16 protein-coding genes are annotated in these 19,062 nt (G+C 61.2%); 5 read left to right on the top strand and 11 right to left on the bottom strand.

Annotated features, from left to right (window positions below; genetic code table 11):
* Positions 1 to 70: 70 nt before the first annotated feature.
* Positions 71 to 1,141, bottom strand: a complete 1,071-nt coding sequence (locus ACS5Q0_RS10730) for a GlxA family transcriptional regulator (RefSeq protein WP_473126618.1) — start codon at positions 1,139 to 1,141, stop codon at positions 71 to 73.
* Positions 1,142 to 1,245: 104 nt separating this feature from the next.
* Here ACS5Q0_RS10730 and ACS5Q0_RS10725 point away from each other — a divergent pair, with 104 nt between their 5' ends.
* From ACS5Q0_RS10725 to ACS5Q0_RS10710, 4 genes are read left to right on the top strand one after another with little or no spacing between them, the layout of a single operon-like run.
* Entirely contained in the window at positions 1,246 to 2,499 is a 1,254-nt protein-coding gene (locus ACS5Q0_RS10725) for a sarcosine oxidase subunit beta family protein (RefSeq protein WP_473126617.1), read from the top strand.
* Positions 2,500 to 2,507: 8 nt separating this feature from the next.
* On the top strand, positions 2,508 to 2,804 hold the full coding sequence (locus ACS5Q0_RS10720) for a sarcosine oxidase subunit delta (RefSeq protein WP_473126616.1): 297 nt from the start codon (positions 2,508 to 2,510) through the stop codon (positions 2,802 to 2,804).
* Positions 2,804 to 5,791, top strand: coding sequence for a sarcosine oxidase subunit alpha family protein (locus ACS5Q0_RS10715; RefSeq protein ID WP_473126615.1), 2,988 nt, complete (start codon positions 2,804 to 2,806; stop codon positions 5,789 to 5,791). Before ACS5Q0_RS10720 ends, ACS5Q0_RS10715 begins: the two co-directional genes overlap by 1 nt.
* The gene (locus ACS5Q0_RS10710; protein ID WP_473126614.1) at positions 5,784 to 6,380 is read left to right on the top strand and encodes a sarcosine oxidase subunit gamma; all 597 of its coding nucleotides are present in this window, start codon (positions 5,784 to 5,786) and stop codon (positions 6,378 to 6,380) included. The genes ACS5Q0_RS10715 and ACS5Q0_RS10710 overlap by 8 nt, the downstream gene beginning before the upstream one ends.
* Positions 6,381 to 6,717: 337 nt before the next feature.
* Here ACS5Q0_RS10710 and ACS5Q0_RS10705 read toward each other — a convergent pair whose 3' ends face one another.
* Both ACS5Q0_RS10705 and ACS5Q0_RS10700 read right to left on the bottom strand, forming a co-directional pair.
* The gene (locus ACS5Q0_RS10705; protein ID WP_473126613.1) at positions 6,718 to 7,086 is read right to left on the bottom strand and encodes an SPW repeat protein; all 369 of its coding nucleotides are present in this window, start codon (positions 7,084 to 7,086) and stop codon (positions 6,718 to 6,720) included.
* A 103-nt stretch (positions 7,087 to 7,189) separates the two neighbouring features.
* On the bottom strand, positions 7,190 to 7,873 hold the full coding sequence (locus ACS5Q0_RS10700) for a dienelactone hydrolase family protein (RefSeq protein ID WP_473126612.1): 684 nt from the start codon (positions 7,871 to 7,873) through the stop codon (positions 7,190 to 7,192).
* Positions 7,874 to 7,987: 114 nt separating this feature from the next.
* Between ACS5Q0_RS10700 and ACS5Q0_RS10695 the strand changes: the two genes are divergently transcribed.
* Complete coding sequence (locus ACS5Q0_RS10695) at positions 7,988 to 8,545, top strand: cold shock domain-containing protein (RefSeq protein WP_473126611.1); 558 nt, start codon at positions 7,988 to 7,990, stop codon at positions 8,543 to 8,545.
* Between the two features lie 105 nt (positions 8,546 to 8,650).
* Here ACS5Q0_RS10695 and ACS5Q0_RS10690 read toward each other — a convergent pair whose 3' ends face one another.
* The 8 genes from ACS5Q0_RS10690 to ACS5Q0_RS10655 all read right to left on the bottom strand — a co-directional run bounded on the left by ACS5Q0_RS10690 (position 8,651) and on the right by ACS5Q0_RS10655 (position 19,061).
* The gene (locus tag ACS5Q0_RS10690) at positions 8,651 to 9,832 is read right to left on the bottom strand and encodes a hypothetical protein (RefSeq protein WP_473126610.1); all 1,182 of its coding nucleotides are present in this window, start codon (positions 9,830 to 9,832) and stop codon (positions 8,651 to 8,653) included.
* A gap of 74 nt (positions 9,833 to 9,906) precedes the next feature.
* Entirely contained in the window at positions 9,907 to 11,133 is a 1,227-nt protein-coding gene (locus ACS5Q0_RS10685) for a polysaccharide pyruvyl transferase family protein (protein WP_473126609.1), read from the bottom strand.
* 35 nt (positions 11,134 to 11,168) lie between these two features.
* Positions 11,169 to 12,164: a UDP-glucose 4-epimerase GalE gene (gene galE, locus ACS5Q0_RS10680; protein WP_473126608.1), complete on the bottom strand. Its 996-nt coding sequence runs from the start codon at positions 12,162 to 12,164 to the stop codon at positions 11,169 to 11,171.
* Positions 12,165 to 12,215: 51 nt separating this feature from the next.
* The gene (locus ACS5Q0_RS10675) at positions 12,216 to 13,403 is read right to left on the bottom strand and encodes a polysaccharide pyruvyl transferase family protein (RefSeq protein ID WP_473126607.1); all 1,188 of its coding nucleotides are present in this window, start codon (positions 13,401 to 13,403) and stop codon (positions 12,216 to 12,218) included.
* 44 nt (positions 13,404 to 13,447) lie between these two features.
* Positions 13,448 to 14,764, bottom strand: coding sequence for a glycosyltransferase family 4 protein (locus tag ACS5Q0_RS10670; RefSeq protein WP_473126606.1), 1,317 nt, complete (start codon positions 14,762 to 14,764; stop codon positions 13,448 to 13,450).
* A 5-nt stretch (positions 14,765 to 14,769) separates the two neighbouring features.
* Positions 14,770 to 16,935 (bottom strand): glycosyltransferase family 2 protein, encoded by a 2,166-nt coding sequence (locus tag ACS5Q0_RS10665; RefSeq protein ID WP_473126605.1) that lies wholly within the window; start codon positions 16,933 to 16,935, stop codon positions 14,770 to 14,772.
* Positions 16,936 to 17,007: 72 nt separating this feature from the next.
* Positions 17,008 to 17,778, bottom strand: a complete 771-nt coding sequence (locus ACS5Q0_RS10660; protein WP_473126604.1) for a hypothetical protein — start codon at positions 17,776 to 17,778, stop codon at positions 17,008 to 17,010.
* Positions 17,775 to 19,061: a glycosyltransferase family 4 protein gene (locus tag ACS5Q0_RS10655; protein WP_473126603.1), complete on the bottom strand. Its 1,287-nt coding sequence runs from the start codon at positions 19,059 to 19,061 to the stop codon at positions 17,775 to 17,777. Before ACS5Q0_RS10655 ends, ACS5Q0_RS10660 begins: the two co-directional genes overlap by 4 nt.
* Position 19,062 lies beyond the last annotated feature (1 nt).

The following is a 19,062-nucleotide window of genomic DNA, read 5'->3' as shown; positions in this document are numbered from 1 at the left end:
GGGGAGAGCCACCGGGGTCCCTATGGATCGGCTGACGTGGCTGAGGCGTATCAGGCTATGGCGATGAGGATTATGCCTCAGGCGCATAATCCTCATCGAAGACCCGGCGATCCGCGTTGTTCCCATCGGACGCATGCGTTGATGACCGGCCGGCAGGTTTTCTGCTGTGATCGCGGCTGATCTGACGAAACTGGGTGGGTGTCATCCCATAACGCGCCTTGAAGCTCCGGCCGAAATGGGAGCTGTCGGAAAAACCGAGCTCTGCGGCGATCAGGACGGCAGGAAGGGCGCTATGTTCAAGCATCCAGCGCGCGTGCCTGAGGCGCAGGGCCATGTAGCTCTCCTGTGGACTTTCGCCCAGATGGTTCCGGAAATGGCGCTCGAGCTGCCGTACGCTCAATGACAGCGCTCCAGCGAGCTCCTGGATCGAGAGGGGTTCCATGAGGTTCTGCTCCATGAGGAGCAGGGCCCGCGAGACAAGGTGGTCATCCCGTGCCGCGGCAGAGAACGGCGCAGGCTGTGCGGTGTCTCCCGAACGGGGCCGTTCCACGAGGAGGATATGCAGGGCCTTGTAGGCTTGCGCCGGTCCCAGGTGGTCACTGACCAGGCGAGCCGCGAGATCGGCCACGCCGGCCCCGCCGGAGCATGTGATCCGGTCACGATCGATCACGTAGAGGCGGTCGGCGATCGGGACGAGATCAGGAAACTCTTCCAGAAAGTCCCGGTAATGATACCAGCTCACGCAGCACTTGCGATCGGCCATCAGGCCCAGGCGGCAGAGGACGAAGCTGCCGGTGCAGACCCCGATGAGCTTCACGCCGGCATCGGCCGCAGCCCTCAGGTATTGGGCAATTTCGGGAGGAATCCCGTGAGCTCCATGCAAAAGGCCTCCGACGATCACCAGGTAGTCGAACGCCTTGGGGTCGACGAAATCCGAAGATGGCTGGATGTCGATCCCGCAGCTGGACCGGACGGGCCGGCGCTGCGGATTCATGACCTCCCATGCACAGGCGATCGGCCGGCTCAGGTCGCCCTCGTCGGCCGCGAGGCGCAGCACGTCCAGGAAGGTCGAGAAGGCCGTGAGCGTGAACTTCGGCATGAGCACGAAGCCCACCTTCAGCTTGGGGCCGGATTGAACCATTTTCTTCCATTCCTTGTCGCATTCATTCTACCTCGACGTCGCGCCGATGCGAAGTCCGTCCGGCGACGGACGGTATAACAGGTGGGCAGCACGAGGGTGTTCCGATGCGCCGATTTTCGCTTTTCACGCTTCTGAAGGAAGCGACGAATGCTCATCAGGGATGGGAGCGTCAGTGGCGGGCCCCGGAGCCCAAGGTCGGCTACGATGCCGTGATCGTCGGGGGCGGCGGGCATGGCCTCGCCACGGCCTATTACATGGCGAAGGAACACGGCATGAGGAACATCGCCGTGCTCGAAAAGGGATGGATCGGCGGCGGCAATACCGGGCGCAACACCACCATCATCCGCTCCAACTATCTCTATGACGAGAGCGCGGCGATCTACGAGCATGCGCTCAAGCTCTGGGAGGGGCTGTCCCAGGAGCTGAACTACAACGTCATGTACTCGGCCCGCGGCGTCATAATGCTGGCCCACAATGTGCATGACGTGCAGAGCTTCAAGCGTCACGTCTACGCGAACCGCCTCAACGGTATCGACAACGAGTGGCTGACGCCGGAGGAGGCCAAGGAATTCTGCCCGCCGCTGAACATTTCCAAGAGCCTGCGGTACCCGGTCATGGGGGCAGCCCTGCAGCGCCGGGGCGGAACAGCCCGCCATGATGCTGTCGCCTGGGGCTATGCCCGCGGCGCCGATGCGCTCGGCGTCGACATCATTCAGAATTGCGAGGTGACGGGCATTCGCCGTGGCCTCAGCGGCACGGTCGAGGGCGTGGAGACGACAAAAGGCTTCATCCGCACCCCGCGCGTCGGCGTGGTCGCTGCGGGCCACACCAGCGTGATCATGGAAAAGGCTGGGATCCGCATGCCGCTGGAGAGCTTCCCGCTCCAGGCGCTGGTCTCGGAGCCGGTCAAGCCGGTCGTTCCCTGCGTGGTCATGTCCAACGCGGTGCATGCGTATATCTCGCAATCGGACAAGGGCGAGCTCGTCATCGGCGCAGGCACGGACCAGTACGTGTCCTATAGTCAGCAAGGCGGGATTCACATCGCGACGCATACGCTCGACGCGATCTGCGAACTGTTCCCGCAATTCACCCGCATGCGCATGCTGCGCAACTGGGGCGGCATCGTCGACGTGACCCCGGACCGGTCTCCCATCATTGGCAAGACGCCCGTGCCGGGCCTGTTCGTCAATTGCGGCTGGGGCACCGGCGGCTTCAAGGCGACGCCGGGCTCCGGCCATGTCTTCGCGCACACCATCGCGAAGGGCGAGCCGCATCCGATTGCCGCGCCTTTCACCCTGGACCGCTTCCGCACCGGCCGCCTCATCGATGAGGCGGCCGCGGCGGCCGTCGCACATTGAGGCACACGATGCTGCTTGTGACCTGCCCCTATTGCGGACCCCGCCCGGAGATCGAGTTTCGGTGCGGCGGCGAAGCCCACATTGCGCGCCCGGCCGAGCCCTCGAAGCTCGGCGACCAGGAATGGGCGGAATTTCTGTTCGTTCGCACCAATCCGAAGGGCATCTTCGCCGAGCGTTGGAATCACGCCCATGGCTGCCAGCGCTGGTTCAACGCCCTGCGCGACACGGCGAGCGACCGGTTCGTTCAAACCTACAAGGTGGGTGAAAAGCGGCCCGACCGCGCACCCGGGCAGGAGACGCTCTGATGGCTCAGGCTTACCGGCTCCCCACGGGCGGGCGGATCGACCGCGCGAAGCCCGTCTCGTTCAGCTTCAACGGAAAGCCCGTGCAGGGCTATGCGGGCGACACCGTCGCTTCCGCGCTGCTCGCCAGCGGCATTCACCTCGTCGCCCGCTCCTTCAAATATCACCGCCCGCGAGGCATTGTCGGCCATGGATCGGATGAGCCGAATGCGCTCCTCGACCTCGATCGCGGGCGCGGGCGCGCGGATCCGAACAACCGCGCGACAGTGGCGGAGATCTTCGACGGCCTGAGTATCGCTTCGCAGAATCATTGGCCGTCGCTCGACTTCGATGTGGGCGAGGTGAACGATCTCCTCTCGCCGGTCATCGTTTCCGGTTTCTACTACAAGACCTTCATGTGGCCGCGCTCGTTTTGGACCAAGGTCTACGAGCCGCGCATCCGCGCCGCCGCCGGTCTCGGCCGCGCGCCCACCATCCCGGATCCGGATCGCTACCAATACCGCCACGCGCATTGCGACGTGCTCGTCGTCGGATCCGGTCCGGCGGGGCTTGCCGCGGCTCTCGCCGCCTCCGAAAGCGGCAAGCGCGTCATCCTCGTGGACGAGCAGGCGGAACTCGGCGGCTCGCTGCTGCACGACGTGACTTCGCTCATCGACGGCATCACGGCGCAGGAGTGGGTGCGGACGGCGGTCGAGACGCTGGATGCCCGCGCCAACGTGGTGGTTCTGCCGCGCACGACGGCCTTCGGGTATTACAATCACAACCACATTGCCTTGGCGGAGCGCGTGACGGATCACCTCGCCGATCCGTCGTTCCATCTTCCGCGCGAGCGGCTCTGGCAGGTGCGCGTCAAACAGGTCGTGCTCGCCACAGGGTCTCATGAACGTCCGCTCGTGTTCGCTGACAACGACCGGCCGGGCATCATGCTGGCAGAGAGCATGCGCGCCTATATCAACCGCTATGGCGTCGCGCCCGGGCGACAGATCGTATTCGCCACCAGCGGCGCCTCCACTTACACAGCGGCTGCCGACGCCAGGGCGGCGGGACTCGCGGTCTCCATGGTCGATGTCCGCAGCGAGGCCGAGTGCGGGCCGGAGGTCGGAGAGTTGCGGTCCCTGGGCTGCGAGGTGCTGACTGGTCATACTGTGATCGGCTCCCGAGGGCGTAAGCGCGTCAACGGCCTCGTCGTGGCCCCGGTCGGTGCCGATGGAAACGTGGGCACGCCCCGCACGCTGCCCTGCGACTGCGTGGGCATGTCCGGCGGCTGGACCCCCGCCATCCACCTGTTCTCTCAATCACGCGGCAAGGCCCGCTACGAGCCTGCGATCGACGCCTTTGTGCCCGGCACATCGGTGCAGGCAGAGCGCTCGGCAGGCGCGGCCAAAGGAGCGTACCAACTCCGGGAATGCCTGTCGCAGGGCTGGGCGGCTGGCGCCGAAGCGGCGGAGTACGAATCCGAGCGGACCTTCGACGCCACGAACAGCCTCACCGGCTTTAGGCCGGTGCGGGTGCTTCCGACGAGCGCCAATTCGAAGCGCGTTCGCGCCTTCATCGACTTCCAGAACGATGTGACGGCGAAGGACATCAAGCTCGCGGTGCGCGAGGGTTTCGAATCCATCGAGCACGTCAAGCGGTACACCACGACCGGCATGGCGACGGACCAGGGCAAGACGTCGAACATGAATGCGCTTGGACTGGTGGCCGGCATCCTCGATCGGCCCATTCCGGCGATCGGCACCACCACCTTCCGGTTGCCCTATACGCCAACCACCTTCGGCGCCTTCGTCGGCCCGAGCCGTCGCCACCTGTTCGATCCGATCCGCACGACGCCGCTTCACGAATGGGCCGTCGCCCATGGGGCCGAGTTCGAGAATGTCGGTCTCTGGAAGCGAGCCTGGTATTTCCCGCAGCCGGGCGAGGACATGCATGCGGCGGTGGCGCGCGAGTGCAAGGCCGTGCGCACCAGCGTCGGCATCTTCGACGCCTCGACGCTCGGCAAGATCGAGGTCGTGGGTCCGGATGCTGCCGAGTTCATGAACCGCATCTACACCAATGCGTGGCTGAAGCTCGAGCCCGGAAAATGCCGCTACGGCCTCATGCTGAAGGAAGACGGCTACGTCATGGATGATGGCGTCGTGGCGCGCCTCGCCCCTGACCGCTTCCATGTGACCACGACCACGGGAGGCGCACCACGGGTGCTGGCCCATATGGAGGATTACCTCCAGACCGAGTGGCCGGATCTCAAAGTCTTCCTCACCTCCATCACCGAGCAGTACGCGGTCATCGCGCTCCAGGGACCGAAGGCGCGCGAGGTGCTTGAGCCCCTGGTGGCCGACATCGACCTGTCTCCCGAGGCCTTTCCGCACATGTCCGTGCGGACCGGTTCCATCTGCGGCGTTCCTTGCCGCCTGTTCCGGGTGTCGTTCACGGGTGAGCTCGGCTTTGAGATCAACGTGCCGTCCGACTATGGGCGGTCCGTATGGGAGGCGATCTTCGAGCGCGGCAAGGCCTATGGCATGACGCCCTATGGCACCGAGACCATGCATGTGCTGCGGGCCGAAAAGGGGTTCATCATCGTCGGGCAGGAAACGGACGGCACCGTAACGCCGGACGATCTCGGGTTGTCCGGGCTGATTGCAAAAACCAAGCCCGACTTCGTCGGCAAGCGCTCCCTATCGCGGCCGGACATCGTCGGGGCAGGGCGCAAGCAACTCGTCGGGCTCGTGACCGATGACCCGGCCGAGGTGCTCGAAGAGGGCGCTCAGATCGTGACGGATCCGCATCAGGCGATCCCCATGCGCATGGTGGGACACGTGACCTCCAGCTATTGGAGCTCGAATTGCGGTCGCTCGATCGCACTTGCGTTGCTGGCAGGCGGGCGCTCGCGCGTCGGCAGTCGCGTCTATGTCACGACACCGACGGGGTTCGCTGCCGTGAAAGTTTGTGAGCCCGTGTTCTTTGATCCCGCAGGGGAGCGCGTCAATGCTTAAGACCAGTCAAGCCGCCCGCCGTGACAACTCGCTGCCTGTTCGGGAGCCTGTCGCGCATCCTGAGGACACGGCACAGGTCGCGATCCGAACTCTCCCGATTCAAGATCGCTACTCGCTTCGCTTGGACGAGGCCGAACTGGCAGGCACCGGGATTGCCGCAGGATTCAGTCTCGATATTCCGATCAACACCCGTTCGGGTTCGGGCGAGCGGGCCTCGATCCGCCTCGGCCCCAACGAATGGCTTCTCACGGGACCTTACGGCGAAGTGCAGGCCATGATGGAGCAAATCGAGGCGGCGCTCAGCGGCCGCTTCTACGCGCTCGTGGATGTCAGCCACCGCAACGTCGGGATCGTGGTTTCCGGCCAGCGCGCAGTCGAGGTGCTCAACAGCGGCTGCCCGTTGGATCTCGCCGACAATGTTTTCCCGACAGGCGTGGCGACCCGCACGCTGATGGGCAAGGCCGAGATCGTGCTCATGAAGCTCGATGACACGCCAACCTATCACGTGGAGTGCTGGAGGTCGTTCTCGACTTACGTCCGCGACTACCTGATCGAAGCAGCCCGCGAGTTCGAACCTTCCATCGCCTGATCCGAAAGCGAAGCTCTCATCGATGCGCCTGATGCGACGACGGGGCGCGCTGCTATAGGCACGGGTCGCCGGATGTCGGATCCTCAAGGATAGCATCCGTCGGTTTAGCGCATCGTGCGGAAAAGTGGACCCGGTTTTCCGCATGAACGATGCGCTCTTCAAGAGGGTGGAGCATCGGATCAATCCCAAAAGTGCAAGTCCACTTTTGGGTCCGATGCTCTAGCGTTCGGAGCGTGCCGCTCAGAGGGCAGTGATCGGCTGCAACACGCCAGACGACCACAGCTTCGGTGGAGCTGGGACCAGATCGATGATCCTTCTCCTGGCAGGAGGGATCCAATCAGGTGGATCGTGCCTCGGAGGATCCGTAAAGCCGCCAGAGTTCGCCACCGGCCAAGACAGCCACAATCACGCCAACTGCAACATGGGTCCACATGGCATGGGTTACTCCAGAAAACCCCAGGAGCCAGGGAGAAATGATCGCCCATAAGCCGGCAAGCAGGTTCACCCATTCTTCCCAGTCGTAGGTCTGCAAGGCTGCCATGAGGGCGACGATGGCAATGACACCGCCCGTAATCCAGGCATTCCATGCCGCGTATCCTTCAGCCCGGAATCCCAGGAGCCAGGGCGAGAGGAACAGAATGGCACCAAGGATCAGGTTGCCCACATTCAGGGCCGTGTCTTGTGTTTGGTTGATGATGGTTCTCATTTGAACTTTCCTTCACGTTCGTGGCGAAGGACAGGATGAAATCCGTCAATTCACGGATTTGGAGAGATTTTACTCCATATGCGCTGCGCTTTTTTGAGAAAGATCAAGGTGGAGGCGCTGAAAATGGCTTGGCGCCCCCGATCTTCTGCCCCGTGAGATGTTTGGCGAACCAGTCGGATGCTGCTGCGACCACGTGGCCCAGAGCCCCTGGTTCCTCGAAGAGGTGAGTTGCGCCTGGAACGACTACGAGGCTCGTAGGGCAATGCATCTGCCTTTGCGCAGCATGGTTCAGCTCCAGAACCTCATAGTCTCGCCCACCGACGATCAGCAGAGTAGGCGCTTCCACATCCCTCAAAGTCTCGCCCGCCAAGTCTGGACGGCCTCCCCGGGAGACGATGGCCTGGACATCGCTTGGCGCCTTAGCCGCAGCGGCGAGAGCTGCCGCGGCCCCCGTGCTTGCCCCAAAAAGCCCGACTTGAAGCGTGGCCAGATCAGGCTGGTGTTTCGCCCAGTACAAGGTTTCAAGAACCCGGTCGCCCAGCAACGGAATGTCGAAGACGTTCCTGCAATCCTCCGCCTCCCGTTCGTTCAGCAGGTCGAAGAGGAGGGTCGCGAAGCCATCACTGTTCAACTGTCTTGCCACATGGGTGTTGCGGGGGCTGAGACGGCTTGAGCCCCTGCCGTGGGCGAAGATGATCAAGCCATTGCAGGTGGGCGGCAGCGTCAGCATTCCAGGGAGCATCAAGGGCCCGATCTTGACGTCTCGCGTGAGGGGTGACTGAGGCATGGCTTACGATAACCTGCAGGGCTCGGTTGTTCTTGATATTCCGCAAAGCAGGGAGGGGTGGGCAGTCCACACTTTCAGCAGATTCTCCGGTCTCGGCGAAGCAGGAGTGTCATCATGCAGATTCCGGCTCAAATCGATTTCCAAGGCTTCGAACCGACCGAACAGCAGCGGGCCCTGATCGAACACAAGATGGCCGATCTCGATAAGTTCTATGACCGGCTCACCACCGGCCGTTTCGTGATGAAAGGGCCCGGGCAGGGTCACCGGACCGGCGGGCAGTACGAGGTCAACATCCACCTGGTTCTACCCGATGGGCACGAGGTCGCCGTGGAGCACACGCCCCCCGAAGACGAGCGGTTCTCTGATCCGGCATTTGCGATCAATGATGCCTTCAACCGAGCCAGGCGACAGCTTCAGGACATGGTCCGGCACATGCAGGGCGAAATCAAAGTCCACGAACCGCAGCCGACGGGAACCGTCAGGCGAGTGAAGCCTGAAGAAGGTTACGGCTTCCTGGAAACGAAAGACGGGCGCGAGATCTACTTCCACCGGAACAGTGTGCTTGATAATGCCTTCGCGCGTCTGAAGCCGGGGATGCGAGTGGCCTTCGCCGAGGAGATGGGCGACAAGGGCCCGCAGGCCAGCACTGTCAGGCTCCTTGGGAAGCACTGATCCGGCTTGCTGATCCATGGCAGAATGGGCACGCGCTCATAGGCCTGCGCAGAGCAGCGGAAGGCATGTCCTCAATCAGCCGAACCATTTGGCGGCCGGGCCATCCTAATCGACTGTCACTCTGAATCGGACGAGGTCACGGTCCATTGTGTTGCGCCTCACCTGCCAGTTGAAGCGCGTCATATAGAGATAGAATTCGTTACCAACCGTCTGAAAGACCGGAGACGGACTGGCATGATCGATGAGTGACGGATAGTCGTAGAAGGTTCCAGTCGTTTGCGTCCCCCAGAACGGCTCGAAGGGAGCAAGCAAAGTCGAACGTGACCAGGTCTTTAGGTCAGGTGAGGTCGCATAGTAGACTCCGCCGGGCTCATTGTTCCGCGTCGACCAGACGACCATCCATTTCTGCTTGGCTTCGAGCCAGACCAACGATCGTGCCTTGCCCGACATGTCCGCTCCGCCCAAGCGGTCGCATCGGGTCTGAACAGGGCGTCGGCCGTTGCCTGGATACGGGTCGGGAGGCGAGACGAACCGGCCCTTGCTCATCATCTGCCAGCCATTCACTAAATCGCTCCGCGGTGCACGGAACAGGCAGTTCCCACGCCGGCCCGGCTCGGCGGCATCCTCGGTCCAAGCGATGAAATAGGCGTAATCTCCTTCAAAGACGGTGTTCGTGACAGTGAGAAAGCCTGCCGCGTTCACGGACGTATCGAATCTCCGGTTGGATCCGGCGATCAGACGCTGGTCCCGCGGAAGGAGCTTGAAGGAGAAGTCACGGTCGTTCGCTTCCAACCCCACGATCGAGAGATACCAGCAGGCAGGCTTGCCGGAGCCCTTGGAGCAGACGCCATCATGGCGCAGTCCGGAATACTCCTCGCTGGCCAAGGCGAGAATCTGGCCGTTGCCGAGCGGAATAAGACTCTGGATCCAGTAGCGATCATCGAATTCCGACGGATCGGCCGATTCCGCGCCCTGCGAGATGACGCCGCAGTTCGGCCGAAGATGGTCGAAGTCCCGCCCTTCGAAGATCCTGTTCCGAAAGTGTGAGGCGATCAGGACGAGGGAGGCATCCTCCCGCCTATAGGCCCTCGCAGGCGAGTCGGGGATCGTGCGCCAGTCGCACTGCTGCGTCCGGTACCTGTACACGACGTCAGGTACAGGAGAGACGGAAAACGTGGGCGCCTCCTTGGCGTTCGCCGCCCATGCACTCGGAAGGGCGATCGTGATCGCCCATACCAAAAGAAATCGAAGCACATGGTTCCAGCGCGATGACGCAACCGAATTCATAGCCGTTGACCTCCACTTGGTCGCCGACACAGTTGTCCGCAGGCAGTCGAAAGGGGGGATTGATAAGGGATGGATCACCCGGATTCCGCGATCCGCTTCAGGAACGGAGCAGGCTCAAGACGATTGGCCACGAGGAAGTCGAGATACTTCGCGGCCGCTTCACGCCGGTGCCTGTCATAGGCAGCCGGATCGAACTTGATCAGCTTCTTGAGATTGAGGCGGGTAATTGGCGCCGTCAACTCCTCGGCGGCAATGTGCGGAACGCCCGTGTTTTCGCAGAGCTCCCGGGTCCGGGAATCGATCGTGACCGTGAGGCCCATGCGCTCCGCCTGAAGGGCAAGGGCGACGCCATGGTAGCGGCACCCGATCGTCAGGTCGTATCGGCGAAGGGAGTCCATCCAGGCGGGTACGTCGTAGAACGAGCGCACGTAGTTGCGGCACCAAGCCTTGAATTCGTCGAAGGTGTAATGCGGAACCGTATGGTTGTGGATTCCCTTCAAGGCATGTTCCTCGATTCCGTCGAAGATTCCGCGAGAGACCTTGACCATTTCGGCCATGGATTGGACGACATATTGGCCGGGTGCGGCCGGGTCCATCATGAGGCTGACAAGCTGATGTTCGATTTCGCGCGTCTTCATCCAAGCCTGGTGGCCCGCGGCAACCGTAATGGCGCGCGGCAGGCCGATCTCAGTCCAGTTCTTGTGGATTTTGTGGCCGAGGCCTTTCTGCTGGTTGATGAAATGCGAGGGGCAACCGCCCGGGAGCGACCCGGTGATTCCAAGCTTGTCGAGCTGGCCACTCGTATAGGCGCCGCGCGTATAGATATTCGTGACCGTCGGTGAAACCCTGGCACCCCCGATGACTTGGGCCCAGCGCACAGTACCTTCCTTCAGCTCGATGTCATGATCGTAGCTGTCGGCCTGAGCGCCGAGGCCGATCGCGACGATGGGGAGGCCGGATGCCTTCAGACGAGCAGCCATGTCGCCGAAGTCGGTATGCTTGCCAAGCTGGTTTGCACAAGGAATGACGATGATGTCAGCATTCGCCTTCAATTCTTCCGCCGAGGTCGTCCACCCAAAGAACTTGACGGGATTCGTGATCTGGCTGGCGATCGCATGAACGAAGGCCAGATTGCCGTTGTTGTGCCCGATCGCGTTGAAGAGATCATCGAAAGCGGAGTTGGAATAGAGGCCGAGAGAGGGAAACTTCCAGAGGATTGCGACCCGCAAGGGTTGAGAGCCTTGTCCTGCCTTCGGCATCCGCTGATCGGAGGAGGCTTGTCGGATGACTGTGTCGATCATTTGGTTTCTTGCCTTAAACGTCAGCGGTCTGCGGATTAAGCCGCTGCCGCCTTCCGGTTCTTGAGGTTCTCTTCCCAAGCGAGCGCATGGGCGATGATAGTTTCGAGATCTTCGAGAGCAGGCTTCCAGCCGAGGGTTTCTTGGATGCGGTCCGCTCCGGCAATCAGGGTTGCGGGATCGCCGGCCCGCCGGTCGGCCAAGCGGACTTCGAAGTCGACGCCCGAAACGCGCTTCACCGCCTCGACAACTTCCAGGACGGAGTAGCCGCGGCCATAGCCGCAATTCATGGCCATGCTCTTCCCTCCGCCCCGGAGGTAATCGAGAGCCAGCATATGGGCATTCGCCAGGTCCGAGACGTGGATGTAGTCGCGCAGGCAGGTCCCGTCCGGGGTCGGGTAATCCGTCCCAAAGACATTGATATGGCTCCGTTCGCCGAGAGCTGCTTGTGTCGCGACCTTGATCAGGTGGGTGGCCCGCTGGCTCGACTGGCCGCTGCGGCATTGCGGATCGGCACCGGCGACATTGAAGTAACGAAGTGCTACGTATTTGAACGGGTGAGCGATGGCTGTGTCGCGGAGCATCAGTTCTGTCATCAGCTTCGACGTGCCATAGGGAGAGACCGGGTTGAGAGCCGCCGTCTCGGAAATCGGGCTCTCTTTGGCATCTCCGTAGACCGCAGCCGTCGACGAGAAGATGAAATTCTCAACTTTGTTCCGGACGGCCGCGCTGATCAGGCTGCGCGATTTAACCGTGTTGTTGTGATAGTAACCGAGTGGATCGGTCACGGAGTCAGGCACCACGATCGATCCTGCGAAATGGACGATCGCGTCGACACCATGCTCCCGGATGATCTCAGCGACCAAGCTCCCATCTGCGATGTCTCCTTGAACGAAGTGAGCCTGTGGATGCACCTGATGTCGAAAGCCAGTGCTCAGGTCGTCCAGAACGATCACCTGTTGCCCCGCATCCACGAGAGCCAGAACCATATGGCTGCCGATATAGCCGGCACCACCTGTTACCAATACAGTCATATCTTCTTCCTGCTGCGTCGCGCCTGCTAAGTATCCTTCACCGGAATGATCTCAGGCAGCCTTCAGCTGCTCTTTGGCAGGCTTTTTCATGACGTCGACCATTTTCGTGTCGGCGCCGTTCTCGACCAGAAACTGGCGCATTTCGCGATACATGAAGCGGTACGCGCGATTGAACTTATCGAAGAGTGACTGGTCCCAGTACTCCTCGAGCGAAAACGTCTTGCCCGAGAACACGTCGATACTCGGAATCTGATAGGTTTCCGCGAACTCGACGGTCCTGCTGTCATAGGTGAAATAAATCGATGGTGTCCCATTGGCGAGCGCCATCAGGTTGCCGTGCAGGCGATAGCCGAGGACCAGGTCTTTTTGTTGAACGAGGTCCTCGTAGTCCGCCACCACATCAGAGTAGAACAGACGCTCGCGATGGAGCTTCTCCATCGTTTCATCGAGATACCACTGGCCAACCCAGGCATTGGCCTTCAAAGCCGCGAACGCCTCCTCCCTCTGCGCGGAGGTTCCGAAGACCATCTTCTTTTCCTCGACCTCGCCTTGGGCCATCAGAACCACATCGAAGCGGGAGGCCATTGCCTTCACCATGTCGCGATGGAAGGTCAGGTATCGCTCAACGTTCTGGGCATAGGTCCTGGATACCTCCCGGCGGACCGTAATGCCGGCCGTTTTGATCGTGGACAGAGGCGGAAGCTTGATTTCGAGATCGGGATTGTTGCGGCGGAACGCGGTCGGGCAGCCGACGATCCGCACGTTCTTGATCCCGAGATCCCAGAGGACCTGCGCCGAGTAGGCGCCGCGCACACCGATGGATGTCGTGGAATCGGCCATCAGACGAAGGACAGTTTTCGTCTGCTCGGACAGCTCGAGCTTGCCCTTGACCGGAGCCTGGGCGCCGATCCCCCACGCGATCACCGGGATTCGCAGTTTCTTCAGAACATCGACTGCCTTCTCCCAGTTCATCTCGTTATGGATGTAGTTGGAGCCGCGCAGAAAGACGTAATCGTATTCCGCATTGATCCGGTCGATATCGGCCATGTTTGGTTTGGCGATCTCAAGCGCATCGAGTCGGTCGTAGTTCAGGAGCTTCAGCGACGAGTCGAACACGAAGGCGTCGCCGATGTTGTGATAGTGATCGATACTTCCCTGGACGTCCTTGTAATTATACCAACGAACGTTGTCGTGGTCGTAGACTTCGCCCGAGGGGCTGATGACGAGAATGCGTTTCATTGAATCTCTCCGGACATGCCAGTGTTGTTGCCTTGCGGACCGTCTCACGCGGTCAGCGCTGCGGCCGGGACTTTCGCCTTCTCGGCAGCGAGCTGGTGATAGAGGTCGAGGTGCTGCCGCGCGCATTCCTCGTAGCTGATCGGCCGCTTGATCCCGGTCCGCAGATGTTCCCAGAGCCTTGGGTTCGTTAGGGCTTCGATCATACGGTCGACGAGGTCCTCGGACGAACCGACCCTGAAGTGAAGGCCATCGACACCATCCGTGATCTTCTCCGCCATGCCCCCGATGTTCGAACAGATCATCGGGCGGCCATGATAGAACGATTCCTGAATGACGATCGGAGAATTTTCCCACCAGATGGAGGGAATAATCGTCCAGTCGATCGAGCGCATCAGGCGCGGCATCTCGCTGTTCTGGTAGGCGCCATAGAAACGGACACGGTTACCGGCACGCTCTACGAGCTTGTCGATTTTTTCCTGGAACGGTTTCGGCTGTCGCTCAAGGTTGCCGCCGAAGATCATCAGCTGGGCATCGTCGCCCCAGATTGCGTCCGGAATTCGCGTCACGGCATCGAGCAGGACGTCAACACCTTTAAACTGTGTGATCTGCCCAAAATAGGCGAAACGGGACCGGCGGCCCCTCTTATTGCGTCCGCCAGGCAGCAGCTCGCGTGGGGGCGCGGGCTCCGCGATGTCGAGGCCGTTCTCGATCACGATGAAGCGCGAGGGATCCAAGCCCCATTCCACATAACGATCGACGAGGAATTGACTGGGTGAGACGAAGTAATCGGCGACCTGGAGGAGACCGCGCACGAAATGCTCACGGCGCAGGAACCGGGCTGGAGAGATCTCAGGAAAGCAGGCGTTGCAATCCGCTGGGGAGGCTTGGTGGCAGAGCTTCGTTCCGCCGGTCTTTACCATCTGACCGTGGTGATGACAGATGGAGAGGAACTCGTGAAACGTGACCACGATCACGCAGTCCGGCAAAGCGCGGCGGACGGCGTAGAGGGTCTCCAGGCCCAAGCCGATGAAGTGATGGAAATGGACCACATCGGGCTTCAGGTCCCTTAGGACGCGAAGGAAGTCGCGATCGAGCTCCTCGGTGTTGCGGTTCGAGATCAGGAAATGATCGTAATCATCCGCATGATAGAGGATGTCGCCACCCTTCTGGCGCAGGCTCATGAGCGCAGTGCCGCTGTGGCGAACGACCGGGTGGCCGACGCGCGCGAGGAATCGGGACTCCGCACCTCCGATCTTGTTGAGACCTTTGTGAAGATTGTATGCGGCGATTTCGGCGCCTCCCAGCGAGAAGCTCGGGTGACCGTGTGAGACGATCAGGACGCGTGGAGAGTGCTTTAGCATGGTCATCACCGCATGTTGTTGACGAGAAGGGACCATTTGCGATCGAAGCTCCAGCGGTCGATCCGCTGGGCGAGGCGGCGCATGGCCGGACTGGTTCCGCCCGCGTCGTCTTCGGCCGAGATCATTTCGACATCGGGTGTCCACACGGACATCGTCCCGGACAGCCTCATCTTGAGGCAGAGGTCGCGCCCCTTATCGCTTGCTCCCAGGTAGGAGCGAGTGAACCCGCCCGCCGCCGCCAGGGCTGAGCGTGCGACCATGCAGCATGCGGTTGATCCTGCCATGACCTCGGCCGGTTCGGAGCCGTGAACAACGTCACGGGGGTATCCGATATACCTGTCGACGAGCTTCTGCTCGTCGACGTCGAACCAGGTGCCGGCGAACCGGATGGAATCGTCTTCGTATACGATGGTCGGGCTCACCAGTGCCTTGCCGCCGCGTTTGCGATACGCTCGTTCGAGCGAGGACAACCAACCTGGCTGGCGCGGAAGAACACCCGCCGCAAGGAGCACGAGAGCCTCGGCATCTGTAGCCTGCGCGGCCGCCTCGAAGGCATCGCAAGTATCCTGCACCTCTTCGGATCCGATGACACGCAACTTGAGACCATAGAAGCGGGCGAGGCGTTCGGCTTCGGGCGCGAGGCTTCCGAAGGCCTCGATTGGGGAGGAGACGATTACAGGAACATCGCGTGCTCCAGCATCAAGCGCCAGCAGCACGAGAGCGGCGCTCATCTCCTCGACGTCATGGCCAGCGCCGACCACCAGCACCTTCGATGCGCCGGAATCATCGAAGCCGAAGTCGCATGTCTCGACCACCCGGGGAGCCGGTGCGGCAAGCGCCTGCATCATTGGGCCGATATGGCGGTCAATGGCTGCACCTGCGGCCGCCGTGCGCGGATCAAGAGGCGAGACCAGTCGCTCCAGGACTTGGCGAGAGAGGTTCCGCATGGGCTTCAACGGATAGAACGCAACGCTGTCGCCGACTGTGAGTTCGAAGTAAACCGGCGTGTCCCCCGCGCCGGAAAGGTCAGGAACAAAGGCAAGAAAGCCGTGGTCGACCCTGCGGGGGTCAAGGCGCCCTGAAAACAGTTCGCTCTGTTGGAAGGCAGCCGAAACGTCCGGGCGTGGCAGACGCGTCCATGAATCATCAATTCGTGCGGAGTCGGATCCTGCCCGGAGCATGATCGATTCCGTATGCCCGTCCGGATCCAGCATCCATCCGGCGACGAGCAGGCCGCCGCCAGGAACCTCGGCCACCATGTCCATTCCGATCCTGACGGGTTGCCGCAGGTTCGAGACCGTGTCGCGTCCATCGAAGCGCTCGCCAGCACGGCGGAGAAGCCGCATCGTATCAGGATCTGCCGAAGCCCGCGTCAGACCCTCGCGGATATGGGCCGGAACATCCGTCAGGGGCAGTAGAACGCGCTTCTCGTAGACGTCGAGCGTCCGCCAGCCGTCCTTCGTACGGAAGAACAGCTGCTGAAGGCTCTCAGGCTCAACGGCGAGAGAACCGGTATCGAGCAGGCCGATGAAGCCGATGCCTTTCCCACCAAGATCGTCGCGCTGGACCGAAGCTGCCCTGAACTCACCGACAAGCAAACCGCCTTGCGCCACGAGCATGCGTTGCTGATCGCACGGCAGCGTATGGGCCCATCCCTGCAGGAGGAGTTCGCCCGTATCGAGAGGCCCCATGACCTCGATCCAGCCATCGTTCTTGGCGGCAGCCGTCAGTACAGACAAAGCAGCGGTTAAACGTTTTGCAGTCCCGTTACCTATCAGGCTCTGGGCAATCTTATCGACGATATCAGCAAACCGTTCCGAAGCGTCGACGGAAAGGACCTCCATCAAATCCTGAACCGAGGTGGCAGGACGAACGAGGGTATAGCGAATAGGAGGCCCATTCCGGCGTACGACAACCGACCGCAGGCGCACTTTGGCGGCGAGACGGATCGGAACGATGGCGACAAATCCGGTCGCCGCATCGGCCGGAGCATTCTTCCGCTTCCAGCTGATGACACCGGCTTTCATCGTCATCGAAGGATCGCCGTTGAGCAAGACTTCGACACTGTCCGGCATTGCATCGGCAACGCCGCTGATCAATGCAAGATCTTCTCCAATCGGTGTCGCAAGTGCCGTCTCGCCGTCCACCGGAAGGTTCGGTTTGTCTTTCACGTGATCTGCCCTGTCATTCTTGCTTTCGGATCGTTTCAAACGATCTCGTCAGTTCATTCTTGAACGCTCTGCTCACCGGAAACCATGACGCATAACAGCCACCAATGTGATCAGTGCACTTACGGCGGAAAGCCCGCCGAACGCTATGAGGAGTGCCACGGCCCGGCGCATGGGGCGATCCGCCGCCGTCGCCAAATCTTGAATACGCTTGTCGAAATCTGCCAGAACCTTGTCGAAGCGAAGATGAAAAACCTCGACGGCGGAGATCTTTTCGGCCAACTCCGCCTGGTTGGTTCGCACGACATCGAGCGCAGCTGCAATGCCATTTTCTTGTCCAACGATATCATCCACCTGCTTCGAGGTGCTCCGCAAAGCATCGACAACTTCACGCTGCAGCATTTGAGATCGGCGCTGCGCCTCGATTAGAAGCTCGACACGATCAAGCACCCGGTTGAGTGGTCCGCTGACTGCGGCCTCCGCAGCCCTTTCATCGTGGCTCGGCGCTCGCAGGACGACTTCCTCACCAGTGGTGGGTGAGACCGCCACGACGGCGAGATTGTCGGAGATGCTCGCGATAGTCTCCGGAAGTTCAACTTCGAACGCATGCACCCCGTCACCAATCCCATTGCGCCGCAGATCGATGCGCGGCACATCTGCGACTGCAGAGATCACTGTCCGACCCTCAAGGAGGATGCGGATCTGGATGCGCTCGTTGGGGCGGTTCCGATCCCAAACCCACCCAAAGACACGGCGGCCTTCGATGGCATCCAATCGCCCCTGGATCTGCGCGGCAACCGGGGTTTCGGGAACCACAACCGCCTTGTTGACTTGGCCCGTGCTCATGCCGCATCCGCCCTCAGTTCAATGATTTCAGTCCGTTGTCCGATTGCGCGGTAAACCGCGAGATGTCTCTCTGCGACGTCGCTGATGTCGGCCGGGGGCTGTATCCCGGCGACAAGCCTGTCCCAGAGGTCCGGATTATCCATAGCCTTACGCATGATATTCGCTAATGAAACCGGATCGTCGGCGCGAATGTGCAATCCGTTAACGCCATCGCACACTGCCTCGGCCATGCCACCGATGTTGCTGGTGATGACTGGCCGGCGGTGCAGGAAGGCCTCCTGGATAACGAGGGGAGCGTTCTCCCACCAGATCGAAGGCATGACGACCCAGTCCACGGTGGAAATCAGGGCAGGCAGATCCTCGCGGCGATAGGGGCCAAGGCGGATCACATGAGGATCCGTCTCTTCGAACAGAGCATCAAGCTCTTCGACGAAACCCTGCGACTGAAACGGAGCCCCGCCATGGACGCGAAGCTCAAAGTCGTCCACGCCATTGGAAATCAGGCGCTGGGATGCCTTGAGAAGAGGCAAGACCCCCTTCCAAGGATTGAGGTTGCCGAAATACCCGAATACCGGACGACGGCCATCATGCGAGGGGCGGTGAGGAGCCGGGTCGACAGCGGGCCTGCCGTTCGCGACCACTTCGATCTTTTCGCCGGGTAGCCCCCAGGCGACAAAGCGATCCTTGATGAAGCAACTTGGGGCAATGAAGCGGTCGACCTGCCCGAACAGGGTTTTCACGAATTGCTCTCTCAGGAGGAATCGGTCGGCAGCGATATCTGGAAAACAGCTGTGGCACCGGCCCGGAGATGCACGATCACAGCGCTCCCGGTTCTTCGTGCGCATCATCAGGCCATCATGAGCGCAGATGGCATAGTAATCGTGAAGCGTCATCACGATTCTTGCGTCCGGAAGGATACGTCGCACAAGCGCGATGAACTCGACACCGATCAGCAGAACATGGTGAATGTGCACCACGTCCGGCCGGAACTCCTCCAGCAGATTCACGAGGTGGGGCACGACGCCGTAGCTGTCGATCTGGCTCAAGTAGAAACGGTCGAAGTGGCCGCTCCACATGATCACTTCATCGGGTGCATCGCCGACAGACTGGAAGCTGGTGCCCGGACGCTGCTCGCGGTGAAGATGGTTCGTGGCCGCCAGAAACAGAGCCTCGACATCCGGGCGCGAGCGATAGTCGCGAAACAGATCGTGCGCGAAGATCTCCGTTCCACCTGGATGAAAATCAGGATGATTATGGGCGACGACAAGGACCCGCATCGTCATG

The organism is Microvirga sp. HS2, assembly GCF_055792805.1.
Note: the sequence above shows the minus strand (reverse complement) of the source record. Positions and strands in the feature narration are given on the sequence as shown.